The sequence below is a fragment of the Amycolatopsis sp. GA6-003 genome (genome assembly GCF_046267895.1).
Lineage (GTDB): Bacteria > Actinomycetota > Actinomycetes > Mycobacteriales > Pseudonocardiaceae > Amycolatopsis.
Genome location: NZ_CP176499.1, coordinates 6401036 through 6413651 on the forward strand (window position 1 = coordinate 6401036; position 12616 = coordinate 6413651).

13 protein-coding genes and 1 tRNA gene are annotated in these 12616 nt (G+C 69.0%); 5 read left to right on the forward strand and 9 right to left on the reverse strand.

The features are described 5' to 3' along the window. Nucleotides 1-30: 30 nt before the first annotated feature. Nucleotides 31-876, reverse strand: coding sequence for an esterase/lipase family protein (locus F9C12_RS29200; protein WP_409462492.1), 846 nt, complete (start codon nt 874-876; stop codon nt 31-33). A gap of 122 nt (nt 877-998) precedes the next feature. Between F9C12_RS29200 and F9C12_RS29205 the strand changes: the two genes are divergently transcribed. Then, nucleotides 999-1676 carry a TetR/AcrR family transcriptional regulator gene (locus F9C12_RS29205; protein ID WP_409184977.1) on the forward strand — a complete coding sequence of 226 codons (678 nt, stop codon included), beginning with the start codon at nt 999-1001 and terminating at the stop codon, nt 1674-1676. Here the strand turns inward: F9C12_RS29205 and F9C12_RS29210 are convergent. Then, nucleotides 1612-2484, reverse strand: a complete 873-nt coding sequence (locus tag F9C12_RS29210; protein ID WP_409462493.1) for a TIGR03621 family F420-dependent LLM class oxidoreductase — start codon at nt 2482-2484, stop codon at nt 1612-1614. The genes F9C12_RS29205 and F9C12_RS29210 overlap by 65 nt on opposite strands. 96 nt (nt 2485-2580) lie before the next feature. Here F9C12_RS29210 and F9C12_RS29215 point away from each other — a divergent pair, with 96 nt between their 5' ends. After that, entirely contained in the window at nt 2581-3006 is a 426-nt protein-coding gene (locus tag F9C12_RS29215; RefSeq protein ID WP_409462494.1) for a pyridoxamine 5'-phosphate oxidase family protein, read from the forward strand. A gap of 1219 nt (nt 3007-4225) precedes the next feature. On the opposite strand, the gene F9C12_RS29220 is transcribed toward F9C12_RS29215, so the two are convergent. The 4 genes from F9C12_RS29220 to F9C12_RS29235 form a co-directional block, all read right to left on the reverse strand. Then, complete coding sequence (locus F9C12_RS29220; RefSeq protein ID WP_409184979.1) at nt 4226-5206, reverse strand: ribose-phosphate diphosphokinase; 981 nt, start codon at nt 5204-5206, stop codon at nt 4226-4228. Beyond that, nucleotides 5203-6699, reverse strand: a complete 1497-nt coding sequence (gene glmU / locus F9C12_RS29225; RefSeq protein WP_409462495.1) for a bifunctional UDP-N-acetylglucosamine diphosphorylase/glucosamine-1-phosphate N-acetyltransferase GlmU — start codon at nt 6697-6699, stop codon at nt 5203-5205. Before glmU ends, F9C12_RS29220 begins: the two co-directional genes overlap by 4 nt. Nucleotides 6700-6744: 45 nt before the next feature. Then, nucleotides 6745-8424 carry a diguanylate cyclase domain-containing protein gene (locus F9C12_RS29230; protein ID WP_409184981.1) on the reverse strand — a complete coding sequence of 560 codons (1680 nt, stop codon included), beginning with the start codon at nt 8422-8424 and terminating at the stop codon, nt 6745-6747. A gap of 90 nt (nt 8425-8514) precedes the next feature. After that, a tRNA-Gln gene (locus tag F9C12_RS29235) sits at nt 8515-8586 on the reverse strand. Between the two features lie 197 nt (nt 8587-8783). Here F9C12_RS29235 and F9C12_RS29240 point away from each other — a divergent pair. Then, nucleotides 8784-9743: an acyl-CoA desaturase gene (locus tag F9C12_RS29240; RefSeq protein WP_409184982.1), complete on the forward strand. Its 960-nt coding sequence runs from the start codon at nt 8784-8786 to the stop codon at nt 9741-9743. A 207-nt stretch (nt 9744-9950) separates the two neighbouring features. After that, entirely contained in the window at nt 9951-10541 is a 591-nt protein-coding gene (locus F9C12_RS29245) for a TetR family transcriptional regulator (RefSeq protein ID WP_409186885.1), read from the forward strand. 4 nt (nt 10542-10545) lie between these two features. Here F9C12_RS29245 and F9C12_RS29250 read toward each other — a convergent pair whose 3' ends face one another. Genes F9C12_RS29250 through F9C12_RS29260 form a run of 3 tightly spaced genes read right to left on the reverse strand, consistent with a single transcriptional unit; the run spans nt 10546 to nt 11868 of the window. After that, complete coding sequence (locus F9C12_RS29250) at nt 10546-10926, reverse strand: VOC family protein (protein ID WP_409184983.1); 381 nt, start codon at nt 10924-10926, stop codon at nt 10546-10548. After that, nucleotides 10926-11324, reverse strand: a complete 399-nt coding sequence (locus F9C12_RS29255; RefSeq protein WP_409184984.1) for an NUDIX hydrolase — start codon at nt 11322-11324, stop codon at nt 10926-10928. The genes F9C12_RS29250 and F9C12_RS29255 overlap by 1 nt, the downstream gene beginning before the upstream one ends. A gap of 10 nt (nt 11325-11334) precedes the next feature. Next, nucleotides 11335-11868, reverse strand: a complete 534-nt coding sequence (locus F9C12_RS29260) for a MarR family winged helix-turn-helix transcriptional regulator (protein WP_409462496.1) — start codon at nt 11866-11868, stop codon at nt 11335-11337. Nucleotides 11869-11898: 30 nt separating this feature from the next. Between F9C12_RS29260 and F9C12_RS29265 the strand changes: the two genes are divergently transcribed. Next, nucleotides 11899-12615: an SDR family NAD(P)-dependent oxidoreductase gene (locus F9C12_RS29265; RefSeq protein ID WP_409462497.1), complete on the forward strand. Its 717-nt coding sequence runs from the start codon at nt 11899-11901 to the stop codon at nt 12613-12615. Nucleotide 12616: the final 1 nt, after the last annotated feature.

The following is a 12616-nucleotide window of genomic DNA, read 5'->3' on the forward strand; positions in this document are numbered from 1 at the left end:
CGTTGGCACCACCGGGTTGCGGGGTGTTCGTCAGCCAGGAGATCCGGTCGTGCACGCGAATTTCGTGGCGTGCGCCGGGTCGAGCGCGTTGGTGACCAGGTTCCAGACGTTGAGGTCGTAGGCCTCGCCGATGTGCCCGACCGGGTCGAACGGGCAGGTGTCCTGGACGTACTCGTTCGTGACGCCCGGCTCGCGCACGAAGGACGTTTCGGTCGGCGTGACCAGTTCGTCGAATCGCGACGTGAGCACGGTGTAGCGCACCCCGGGCTGCGCGATGGGACCGTTCGTGAGCGTCTGGACCGCGCTGCCGCCGGTGATCAGGTTGTCGCACGCCGGGCAGCCGAACGCGGTGAGCGCCTTGCCGACCTCGTCGCGCACTCCCAGCAGATACGCCAGCTTGGTCAGATTGGCGAACGTGGTGCCGTGCGTGGGCGGCGCGATGGCCACGACCGAGCCGATGCGGTCGGCGATTCCTTGCGTCTTGGTGACGTAAAGGGTCTGGAATCCGCCCTCGGAGTGGCCGACCAGATCCACTTGCGCCGCACCGGTTTCCTTGAGCACCTCGCCGACGAACTGCTTGATTTCCGTTGCGGAGTCGGCGATCGGGCGAAGCCCGCCGACGAGCGGGAATCGCGGATACGCGCCGTAGGTCCGGCTGAAGGTGCAGTATCCCTTGGCGGCGACGTGGTCCTGGAGATAGTTCAAGTCCTCATAGGACGTCGCGCCGAGTCCGTGCAGGAACACCACGGGACGCGGATGCGCCGCGCTCGGCCGGCATGCCGGGTCGTTGACGCCGCCGGTCGGGGCGGCTGCTGCGGGGGCGGCGAACGCGGCGGTCAGCAATGCCGCGGCGGCCAGGACGATGCGCAACCTCATCGGAGCGGTCCTTCCCTGTCGTCCTTGACAGAGTCCTTGACACTGGATACCCGGGGGTATTGGATACCTGAAGGTATTGAGTGGGCTGAGCCAGTGTCAACCCCCGGATGAGGGAGAAGCCGATGACCGGCCGGACGCGGCCGACGCGGGCGGAGACCCGGCGGCGCATCCTCGACGCGGCCTTCGCCGTGTTCGGGGAACAGGGCATCGCCGCGACGAAACTGACCGAGGTCGCCGCGGCGGCAGGGTTGACGAAAGGCGCGGTTTACTCGAGTTTCGCGTCGAAAGACGAACTGGTGCTGGCGTTGATGGAAGAACACGCCGCGCACCGGCTCGAGGCGAGCCTGGCGAGTTTCGCCGAAGCGGACGACGGCGGGGCGGGACTGGCGAACGTCGCCGCCGTGCTGATGTACGAAATGCGCGCCGACGCGGTGTGGCACCGGCTGCTGGCCGAGTTTTTCGCGATGGCGCACCAGGACGACCGGCGGCGCGACGCGTTGCGCCGGCGCCGCCGGGAGGTCCGTGACACGATCGCGCGGGCTTTGCGCCGGCTCGCCGAGGGGCTGGACCTCGAACTTCCGTTGCCCGCCGAGGAATTCGCCGTCGTGCTGCTCGCGTTGAGCAATGGGTTGGCGGTGGAAGCCGACATCGACGACGAAGCGGTGCCGGACGGTCTCCTCGGCCGAGTGCTCACGCTCATCGCCGGAGACGCCGTCGCGAAGGTGCGGGCGGCGGCTAGCGACCCCGCAGTTCAGCCACCACCGGAGCGAAAGTCTCCATCATCGCCTCGAAAACGGTGAAGTAGGAGAACCCGTACCGTTCGCGCTGTGCGATCAGTTGCTGCACCATTTCGTCCACCGTGCCGAAGAGCAGTTGCGGTGCCCGCAGCAGTTCGTCGACGTTCGCCGCGCTGCGCTCCTCGGTCTCGGCGTGCCATTCCGCGGCGGCCTGGCGGCGGTCGTCGGTGACCACGACGCGCTGGATCAGCATGTTGTAGCCGATCTCGCGATCCCCTGCCAGGGAACGGAAATACGCGACCCGCTCGTCCATCGCCACGTCGTTGTCGAGCACGAACGTGCCCGGCGGGCGGCCGCGATCCTGGCGCAGCCCGGCGAATCCGACGATGTCCGCCTGTTCCGCGGCGAGCTTCAGCACGCCGTCGCTGTTGCCCGCGATCAACAGCTTCGGCATGCCGCCTTCGTCCTCCACGCGCGTGCGCAACTCGTCGAGACCCTCGGCGAGGTAGGCGATCCGGTCGGCGGCTTTGCGCCACGGCAGCCCGGCGTCGTCGAACTCGTGCTTCATGTGGCCCGAACCGAGACCGAGTTCCAAGCGGCCTTCGGTGAGTTTGTTGACAGTGGCGACATCGCGGGCGAAGAGCGCGAGGTTGTAGAAGGGAACATTGGACACCAACGTGCCGACTCGCACCCGCTCGGTCACCGCCGCGGCGGCCGTGAGCGCGGGAAACGGCGACAGCCGCCCCGGCCCGAGATGGTCGGGCACGGTCAGGTGGTCGTAGCCGAGCTCCTCGGCCCGCCGGCATTTTTCGGCCCACTCGGTGCCGTTGGCCGTGAGCCGCAGGCTGACGCCGAATTCGAAGTTCCCCATGGCCGTGACGCTATCCAGTCCCGGACGGGTGACGCACGGGTTTTCGCCGCCGGCGGAAGCCGGTTTTTGTCGTACCCCCTCGTTAGCTTCGGGGGCATGGTGTTGTCGAAGGAAGAACGGGAACAGTTTCTGGCCGAACCGCACATCGGCGCGCTCTCCGTGGTCGAGCGCGCGGACCGCGCACCGCTCACGGTGCCGATCTGGTACCAGTACACGCCGGGCGGCGAACTGTGGGTGATCACGGAACCGAACTCGCGCAAGGCAAAGGCGATCGAGGCGGCGGGACGGTTCAGCCTGATGGTGCAACGGGTCGAACCAACGGTGCGGTACGTGTCGGTGGAGGGCCCGGTCGTGCGGACCCGGCCGGGCAGCGCGGAGCTGACGTGGGAGATGGCGTCGCGGTATCTGCCCGCCGACAAGGTGGCCGGGTATGTGGAGTTCGAGCGGACACAGCTGGGCGAACACATGGCGATCCACATGCGGCCGGAGAGGTGGTTGTCTTCGGATATGGGAGCTGCGTGAGGTCGGTGGGTGAGCTGGTTTGGCGCGCGGGAGGCGGAGTGCTGCTTGGCGGTGCATGGGGTGGGTTGGGTGGGAAGTGTGGGTGAGGGGAGTTGGTGACGGGCGCGGGTGAGGGGTGCGGCGTGCGGGAGGCAGGTGAGTGCCGCTTGGCGGTCCGTGGGGTGGGTTGGGTGAGAAGTGTGGGTGAGGGGTGTGGGGCGCGGGTGAGCGGTGTGGCGTGGGAGGGCGGGTGAGTGCTGCTTGGCGGTGCGCGAGGTGGGTTGGGTGAGAAGCGTGGATGGAGGGCGTGGGTGGACGGGTGCGGGGTGACAGATGAGCGGTGTGGCGTGAGAGAGGCGGGTGAGCGTCGCTTGGCGGCACGTGGTGTGGGCTGGGTTGGGAAGTGTGGATCGAGGGGAGCGGGTGATGAGCTCGGGTGAGCGGTGTGGCGTGAGGAAGGCGGGTGAGCGTCGCTAGGCGGAGCGCGGGGTGGGCTGCGACCGTCACTCCGCGCCCTTCTCCCCACGCTCGCCACCTCGCGCCCGTCACCCTGCGGCTTTCAGCTCACTCCTCTCACCCACGCTTCTCACCCAGCGCGCCCGGCCCACCCCGCGCCCTTCGTCGGCGCTCGCCACCTCGTGCCCTTCACCCCACGCTCGCCACCTCGTGGCCTTCACCCAGCGCACCCGGCCCACCCCGCGCCCTTCACCCCGCGCTCGCCACCTCGCGCCCTTCACCCCGCGCATTCACCCCGCCCCCCGCGCACCTCACCCCCCGTTCGTCGCCCACTCCTCTCACCCACCCTTCTCACTCAGCCCACCCAGCCCACCCCGCACCCCTCGCCCTACGTCCGTCACCCGCGCCCCTCACCCGCGCCCCTCACCCACACGGGTGAGCCGCCGGCACGGTGGTGTGCCGGACGCGGCCGATCCGGCGCAGCAGTCAGGGCCCGCGCAACAACGGTGTCGAGCGAGCGTCACAACTAGACAGGAGGTGGTGTTTGGATCATTGGTGCTCTCAAGGCAGGCATAACTGCCCGGTCCTCGTGGGCACCGCTGAAATGAGGCGTCGCGTCCGGAGCGCGACTTCCTGGGCTGGCCAACCCGGCTGGCCCGAACGTACCGCGGCGTCGCCCGTCGCTCTCGGATCGCCGGGATTGAGCCCGACAGCAAACCGGGCCCCTGGCGTTTCCGCCAAGGGCCCGGATGCGACTGCTTCAGTCAGGCTGATGCCGTCCGTGTCACGCGTTGCCGTCGAAGAGCGAGGTGACCGAGCCGTCCTCGAAGACCTGTTGGATGGCTTCCGCGAGCATCGGGGCGATGGACAGCACCGTCAGGCCCGGGAAGTGCTTCTCCTCCGGGATCGGCAGCGAGTTCGTCACGATGACCTCGCGGGCCTTGCACTGGGAGAGCCGCTCGGTGGCCGGGTCGGAGAGGATGCCGTGCGTGGTCGCGATGACCACGTCCGCGGCGCCCTCCTCGAGCAGGGCCTCGGTGGCCTTCACGATGGTGCCGCCGGTGTCGATCATGTCGTCGATCAGCACGCAGAGCTTGCCCTCGACCTTGCCGACCACGCGGTTGGCCACGGCCTGGTTCGGCTTGTCCGGGTCGCGGGTCTTGTGGATGAACGCGATCGGCCGGTCGCCGAGCTGCTGGGCCCACTTCTCGGCCAGCCGCACGCGGCCCGAGTCCGGCGAAACGACCGTGATGTCCGCGTCGCCGTAGGTCGCCTTGATGTGGTCGGCCAGCACGGTCTGCGCCATCAGGTGGTCGACCGGGCCGTCGAAGAAGCCCTGGATCTGCGCGGTGTGCAGGTCGACCGTCATGATCCGGTCCGCGCCCGCGGTCTTGAACAGGTCCGCGATGAGCCGCGCGGAGATCGGCTCGCGGCCCTTGTGCTTCTTGTCCTGGCGGGCGTACGGATAGAACGGCATGACCACGGTGATCCGCTTGGCGCTCGCGCGCTTGAGCGCGTCCACCATGATCAGCTGCTCCATCACGTACTCGTTGATGGGCGTGGTGTGCGCCTGGATCACAAACGCGTCGGTACCGCGCACCGACTCCTCGAACCGCACGAACAGCTCGCCGTTGGCGAACGTGTGCGCGGTCTGCGGGGTGATCGTCACGTTGAGGTGCTTGGCGACCTCTTCCGCGAGCTCGTGGTGCGCACGCCCGGAGAAGAGCATCAGATTCTTCTTCGGCGTACCTGACTTCGGACTCATGCTGGCGACTCCCCGTCGGTTCCTGCTGCTGACTCGGACACAACGGTGTCCTGCTGCTGGGCGGCGAGCGCGGCTTCCGCCGCCTCCGCCGCGGGCGTACCCGGCCTGCGCCGGACCGCCCAGCCTTCGATGGTGCGCTGCGGACCGGCCGACAGCGCCAAGGAGCCAGGCGGAACGTCGTCGCGGATCACCGCACCGGCTCCACTGTAAGCGCCGTCCCCGATCCGCACCGGCGCGACCAGCGTGTTGTCCGCCCCAAGCCGGACATGCGAACCGACAACGGTCTGGTGCTTGCTCACCCCGTCGTAGTTCACGAAGACACTGGAACAGCCGATGTTGCTGTGGTCGCCGACGATGGCGTCGCCCACGTACGTGAGATGCGGCACCTTCGTCCCGGTGCCGATTTGCGCGTTCTTCGTCTCCACGAACGCGCCCAGCTTGCCCTTCGCGCCGAGCTTCGTGCCCGGCCGCAGGTATGTGTACGGACCGACATTCACGCCGTCGCCCAGCTCAGAGCCCGAACCGTGCACGCGGACGACCGACGCGCCCGCTCCGATCCGCACGTCGGTCAGGGTGGTGTCCGGGCCCACCACGGAGCCCTCTCCGACCGAGCAATGGCCCTTGAGCTGGGTGTTCGGCTCGATCAGCACGTCGCGGGAGAGCGTGACGTCCGCCTCGATCCAGGTCGTGTTCGGGTCGGTGACCGTGACGCCTTCGCGTTGCCAGCGGCGCACGATCCGGCGGTTGTACTCGGCGCCGAGCACCGAGAGCTGCACCCGGTCGTTCACGCCCTCGGTCACCCACGGGTCGTCGACCACCAGCGCGCCGACGCCCTTGCCGTCCTCGCGCGCGATGCCGAGGACGTCGGTGAGGTAAAGCTCACCCTGCGCGTTGTCGGTGGACAGCCGCGACAGGCCGTCGATCAGCACGGCCGCGTCGAAGGCGTAGACCCCGGAGTTGATCTCGGTGATCGCCCGCTGCTCCGGCGTCGCGTCCTTGTGCTCGACGATCGCACTGACCGAACCGTCGGCGCCGCGGACGATACGGCCGTAGCCGGTCGGGTCGGCGACCTCGGCGGTGAGCACGGTGACCGCGTTGCCGGTCTTGACGTGCTCGGCGCGCAGTGCTTCGAGGTTTTCGGTGTCCAGCAGCGGAACGTCGCCGTAGCTGACGACGACGGTGCCGGTGAGTCCTTCCGGCAGCTCGGCCAGCGCGCACGAAACGGCGTGCCCGGTGCCCTTCTGCTCTTCCTGCACGGCGGTGGCGACCTCGCGGCCGAGCGCCTGCCCGACCCGTTCGAGCTCGGCGCGCACGGCGTCGCGGCCGTGCCCGATGACGACCACCAGATGCTGCGGCTCGAGGCCGGCAGCGGCGCGCACAGCGTGTTCCACCAGCGGCCTTCCGGCGATCGGGTGCAACACCTTAGGAGTGGAGGAACGCATGCGGGTGCCCTCACCCGCAGCGAGGATCAGCGTGCTCAGCGGGCCGCTCACGAGTCTCCCAACGATTCACCGGTGCGTTGACGAGCACCAACGATCCTACGTGGGGTCCTCAGCGCTCCACGCGGGGTCGGTCGGAGCGGTTTCCCCAGGCCAGCCGCCGGTGCCGTCGCCTGCCATCGAATTGGCCGACGCGACCTGGTTGCCGCCGCCGCGTTTCGCTTCGTACATCGCCGCATCCGCGCGCGCGAGCACCTGCTCGGCCCGCTCCTGCGGCCGCAGCGACACGAGCCCGATGGACAGCGTCACCCCGTGCGAAAGGTGGTGCGGCAGCGTCGCGACGGATTTGGCCGCGCGGCCGAGCGCCATTTTCGCCGCCGACGCCGGCGCGCCGGGCAGCAGCACGATGAACTCGTCGCCGCCGTAGCGGGCCACCACGTCGTCGCCGCGCAAAGCGTCGCGCAGAGTGCTTGCGACAACACGCAAAACGTTGTCGCCCTCGGCGTGCGACTGCTTGTCGTTGACGCCCTTGAACCCGTCGAGGTCGACCAGCGCGACCGCGAGCGGCTGCGCGTCCGCCGACGACGCCAGCGCGCGCAGCCGTTCGTCGAGCGCGCGGCGGTTCGGCAGGCCGGTGAGCGGATCCTGCAGTGCCTGCTGGGTGATCGCGCCGTGCTCGGCGGAAAGCCGTTCATGCTCGCGACGCGCGTTCAGCGTGGCGATCTGCGATTCGCGCAGCGCCCACATTTCGGTTTCCAGCGCGGTCGCGTAGTCGATCAGCGACTGGCTCGCGGCTTCCGGGTCGAGCCGGGCGAGTTCGCGGGAGAGGGTGAGCCGCATCGACGGCTGCGAGACGTCCTCGGCCAGCAGGTCGCGGGATTCGCGCAGCACCCGCAGCGCGTCGGAGCGGCGGCCGGCCGCGTCGAGACACCGGGCCAGCGCGATCGCGACCAGTTCCTGCTCGTGTGGGAAATGGTGGCCGAGATGCATGCTCTGCAGTCGTTCGACGTGCTCGGCGGACGGATCGTGCAGCGCGAGCGCGGCGGCCAGCACGCCGACCTGGTCGACCGCGGACACCCCGATCTTGCGCGGGAACAGCGATTCGGCGAACGGCCCCTCGGCGGCGACCGCCATCGACGCGGCGGTGCGGAACTTCTCCGCCGATTCGTCGTACTGCTCGATCCGCTCGAGCCGAAGACCCCAGCCGAGCAGCATCTTGACCCGGTTCATCAGCTGCAGGGTGATCTCGTGCGGGCTCGCGCTTTCCCGGATCGCCTGGTGCGCGCGGCCGATCACCTCTTCGGCGGCCTCGTAGACGCCGAGCTGGTTGAGCACGATCCAGCAGTCGATGAGCGCCATCGACTGCATGCGGTTCCAGTTGCGCACGCCGACCTGGCGGTCCGGGATGGTGGAATCGTCGAGGATCGCGAGCGCGCGGGCGATCTCGGTGAGCGCGGCGTCCTCCTGCGCGGCGAGCACGAGCCGGCGTCCGCGCAGCGCGTGCGCGTCCGCGCGCAGCAGCGACAGCCCGTGCCGGCGGGTGTGCGCGAGCATCTCGTCGAGCCGGGGTTCGGCCTCGGCGGCGAGGCCGCGGGTGACGAGCCGGGCGAAGGCGGAGGCGCGCAGCAGCTGGGCGACGAGGGTGGGTTCACCCCGGCGGAGGGTTTCTTCGAGCAGCTCGTCCATGATCTTGACGATCTCGAGCTGGTTTTCGTGTTCCTGGCGCTGAACGGCCGCGATGAGCTCCCGCGCGCGCCCGACCAGCCACGCGTCCGACATCTCGACCAGGGTCGGGCGACGGGCGCCCCCGGGGTCGCTCGGTTGCTCGCTCAGCCGCCCCCACTCCCATCGCCCTCGCCGGATGTGCAGCTCCGCCGCCAGGATTCGAACCTGAACTGTCAGAACCAAAATCTGAAGTGCTGCCGATTACACTACGGCGGATCGGTCCTGGTCAGGATAGCGATGATCGAGGACGGGGGCGCCAGGAGGGGGAGCCGTGCGTCACAGAGCCGTCCCGCGCACTGGGCAATCGGACTTTTCGGGCCTCCACAGCGCCGGAAACCTCCTGTACCGTAACTTACGACACCGTAGGTAAGGGCACCCTTGGCAAGGGGTTGTAAGAGGAAAGAAGTGAGCGCATGACGGCCACCCTCGATCGTTCTCAGTCAGCGGGCGACCCGCCGAAGGGGCCCAAGCCGATCATCGAAGGACAGCGGTCGATCGGGGTCCAGCTGTCGGTGTACTTCGGGGTGCTGCTGCCGATCGTGGCGCTGCTGGTCGCCGTTCCGTTCGCCTGGGGCTGGGGGCTGACCTGGCTGGACGTCGCGCTGTTCGTCGTGTTCTACGGAATCAGCGGGCTGGGCATCACCGTCGCCTACCACCGCCACTTCACCCACGGTTCGTTCAAGGCCAAGCCGTGGCTGCGCGTGGCGATGGCGATCGCGGGCAGCATCGCGCTGCAGGGCCCGGTGATCACCTGGGTGGCCGACCACCGGCGCCACCACGCGTTCTCCGACCGCGACGGCGACCCGCACTCGCCGTGGGCGTACGGCACCTCTCCGCTGGCCATCGCCAAGGGGTTCTGGCACGCGCACATGGGCTGGCTGTTCGAGCGCGACAAGAGCAACCAGGGCCGGTTCGCGCCGGATCTGGTGAAGGACAAGGCGATCCGCAAGGTCGACGACCTGTTCTGGCTGTGGTCGCTGGTGAGCCTGTTCGGCCCGGCCCTGCTGGGCGGCCTGCTCTCGTGGTCGCTGTGGGGCGCGGTGACCGCGTTCTTCTGGGCCGGCCTGGTCCGGATCTGCGTGCTGCACCACGTGACCTGGTCGGTCAACTCGATCTGCCACATGATCGGCGAGCGCCCGTTCGCCGCACGCGACCGTTCGGCGAACTTCTGGCCGCTGGCGATCTTCTCCTTCGGCGAGTCCTGGCACAACCTGCACCACGCCGACCCGACCTCGGCCCGGCACGGCGTGAAGCGCGGCCAGATCGACATGTCGGCGCGGCTGATCTGGATCTTCGAGAAGTTCGGCTGGGTGCACGACGTGCGGTGGCCGACGCCGCAGCGGCTGGCCCGGATCGCCGCTCAGGCCAAGTAGTTTTCCCTTGCCGGGCTTGGTTTCCCGGCCCGTTCCGCCGAATGAACCCCGTCGCCGCGGCGGGGTTCGTTCGTTTCGACCGGCGGCTCCCTGGAGCCGGCCGGGGCGAGGCCCGCTACCCTGCTGCGAATGGCGGGGAGACGACGGGCGAAGCGAGAAGCAGCGGTCACCGGCGCGCGGCCGGCCGCACCGGTCGCCCGGGTGCGCATGACCGGCACCGAGCGCAGGCAGCAATTGCTCAACGTGGCGCGCGCCCTGTTCGCCGAGAAAGGGTTCGACGGCACCTCGGTCGAGGAGATCGCCGCGCGGGCGAACGTGTCCAAACCGGTGGTCTACGAGCACTTCGGCGGCAAGGAAGGCATTTACGCCGTCGTGGTCGACCGGGAGACGCAGCTGCTGCTGGACCGGATGGTCTCGACGCTCCACGGTGGACACCCGCGCGTGATGCTGGAGCAGGCGGCCATCGCGTTGCTGAGCTATGTCGAGGATTCCCACGACGGTTTCCGCATTCTCGTCCGCGATTCCCCGGTCGCCAGTTCCACCGGCACGTTCTCGACTGTCCTCAACGACATCGCGAGCCAGGTCGAGCACATCCTCGCGCAGCAGTTCGCCGCGCGCGGGTACGAGGAGAAGCTGTCCGCGCTTTACGCGCAGGCGCTGGTCGGCATGGTCGCGCTGACCGGGCAGTGGTGGCTGGACGCGCGCAAGCCGAAGCGGGACGAGGTCGCCGCGCATCTGGTGAATCTCGCCTGGAACGGGTTGTCCCATCTGGAGAACAAGCCGCGGCTGCTCGGCTGAGTCTTCAGCCGCCGGAGGGCGCGTTGCTCAGGTCCACGACGCAGAACAGGTTGTCGTCCGGGTCGGCGAGGACCACGAAGTCCGGTTCCGGCGGGTAGTGCGGCCAGTCGACCCGTTTCGCGCCTAGCCCGATCAGCCGTTCCACCTCGGCCCGTTGCTCGTCCGCGGTGTCGGTGTAGAGGTCCAGGTGCAGCCGCGGCCGCGGTTCGGCGGGCGATTCGCTGCGCAGCAACCCGAGGGCGTGCGTGCCGTCGGGGTGGGCCAGCGTCCGCCACGTCGCGCTCGCCCATTCCGGGTCTTCGACAAGCCCGAGCGCCTCGGACCAGAACCGCATCGCGCGTTCGACGTCGGCGACCCCGAGCACGGTGATTCCGAGCCGCAGCATCAGGCCAGTTTTCCTTGTGCGTGCAGGTCGTCGAGGATCAGCTGGACCGTCGCCGACACCTGGTCGCGGTCGGCGTGGGCGAGCCAGCCGAACGATTCGATCTCGCTGCTCGGCTTCAATTCGCCGGTGTATTCGGCGGTGTAGCAGGTCATCCGCACCACGACGCCGTCCGCTTTGCCGTGCGCCTGCGCTTCCCAGGTCCCGGCCGGCCGCGCGGAAGCCGGGTCCAGCGTCACGCTCAGTTCCTCGGCGATCTCCCGGACCAGCGTCTCGACGTCCGATTCGCCTTCCTCGCGTTTCCCGCCGGGCAGGTACCAGGTGTCCTTGCCCGCCGAGCGCGCGGCGAGCAGCTTGCCGTCGACCAGGTGCAGCCAGGCGACTTTGTCGATGGTGGACATGTCCGCCACCCTACCGCCGCGCCCGCCGGTCCAGGTCCGCGAGCAGGATGCGCAGGAGGTCGGCCAGCTGCTCGCGCTGTTCCGGGGACAACGCCGACACCAGGGTTTCCTCGTGTTCCAGCAGATCGCCGACGGTTCGCTCGATCAGCTCGTGCCCGGCCTCGGTCAGCTCGACGTACACCCCGCGACGGTCCGAAGTGGACTTGACCCGGCGGACGTGTCCGTCGCGTTCGGCGCGGGCGGTTTGCTGGGAGATCGCGCCGGGGCTGACCCGGCAGCGTTTCGCGAGTTCGCCCGCGCTGAGCCGGTACGGCGGCCCGGCCCGGCGCAGCGTGCTGAGCAGGGTGCGGGTCGAGGCGTCCATCCCGAGTTCGAGCATGGTCGCGCGCCGGTCGTCCTCGAGCAGTTTCGCGATGTGCCAGATCCGCGTGATCACGCCGATGGACGACACCGGCGTGCCCGGCCGCTCGCGCAGCCACGCCCGCTGAATCTCGTCCACCTCGTCGCTTGACGGGTTTTCACCGCCGCCGGTACCGTCGTCCACGAGAGGTACTTTAGCAGTAAAGGACATGCGATGAAACGGGAAGTCGTAGTAACCGGCGGCGGTACCGGAATCGGGTACGCGATCGCCGCGGCGTTTGCCAGGGCGGGCGATCAGGTCACGATCACCGGGCGGCGCGAGGAGGTGCTCACCGAGGCGGCGACGCTGCTCGGCGCGCGTACGGTGAGCTTCGACGCGAGCGACCCCGAGGCCGTCGAAGCGGCGCTCGACCAGTTGCCGGAACGGGTCGACGTGCTGGTCAACAACGCTGGCGGCAACACGGATTTCCTGCGTACCGACGACGGAGGCCTCAAAGCGCTCGACGCGGCTTGGACGGCCAACCTCCGGGCGAACCTGTTCAGCGCCGCGTTCGTGACCACGGCGCTGCAGGACCGGCTGGCCGACAACGGCCGCATCGTCACCATCGGTTCGATCGCCGGGCACACCGGAGCCGAATCGTATGGCTGGGCGAAGGCGGCGGTGGAAGTGTGGAATACCGAAACCGCGCGGCAATTCGGGCCGCGCGGGATCACCGCGAACATCGTCGCGCCGGGGCTGATCGTGGACACCGAATTCTTCCGCGGGAAACTTTCCGCCGAGCGCCGGGAATGGCTGATCGAGAATACGATGACGAAACGGGCGGGCAAACCGGACGACGTCGCCGAAGTGGTGCGGTTCCTGGCGTCCCCGGAGGCCGGACACGTCACCGGGCAGGTCGTGCACGTGAACGGCGGCGCGTACGTCGGCTGAG

What these genes read in the sequence shown, in the direction of transcription:
- F9C12_RS29200 (WP_409462492.1), bottom strand. Translation starts at nt 876, where the DNA reads ATGAGGTTGCGCATCGTCCTGGCCGCCGCGGCATTGCTGACCGCCGCG.
- F9C12_RS29205 (WP_409184977.1), top strand. Translation starts at nt 999, where the DNA reads ATGACCGGCCGGACGCGGCCGACGCGGGCGGAGACCCGGCGGCGCATC.
- F9C12_RS29210 (WP_409462493.1), bottom strand. Translation starts at nt 2,484, where the DNA reads ATGGGGAACTTCGAATTCGGCGTCAGCCTGCGGCTCACGGCCAACGGC.
- F9C12_RS29215 (WP_409462494.1), top strand. Translation starts at nt 2,581, where the DNA reads ATGGTGTTGTCGAAGGAAGAACGGGAACAGTTTCTGGCCGAACCGCAC.
- F9C12_RS29220 (WP_409184979.1), bottom strand. Translation starts at nt 5,206, where the DNA reads ATGAGTCCGAAGTCAGGTACGCCGAAGAAGAATCTGATGCTCTTCTCC.
- F9C12_RS29230 (WP_409184981.1), bottom strand. Translation starts at nt 8,424, where the DNA reads ATGTCGGACGCGTGGCTGGTCGGGCGCGCGCGGGAGCTCATCGCGGCC.
- F9C12_RS29240 (WP_409184982.1), top strand. Translation starts at nt 8,784, where the DNA reads ATGACGGCCACCCTCGATCGTTCTCAGTCAGCGGGCGACCCGCCGAAG.
- F9C12_RS29245 (WP_409186885.1), top strand. Translation starts at nt 9,951, where the DNA reads ATGACCGGCACCGAGCGCAGGCAGCAATTGCTCAACGTGGCGCGCGCC.
- F9C12_RS29250 (WP_409184983.1), bottom strand. Translation starts at nt 10,926, where the DNA reads ATGCTGCGGCTCGGAATCACCGTGCTCGGGGTCGCCGACGTCGAACGC.
- F9C12_RS29255 (WP_409184984.1), bottom strand. Translation starts at nt 11,324, where the DNA reads ATGTCCACCATCGACAAAGTCGCCTGGCTGCACCTGGTCGACGGCAAG.
- F9C12_RS29265 (WP_409462497.1), top strand. Translation starts at nt 11,899, where the DNA reads ATGAAACGGGAAGTCGTAGTAACCGGCGGCGGTACCGGAATCGGGTAC.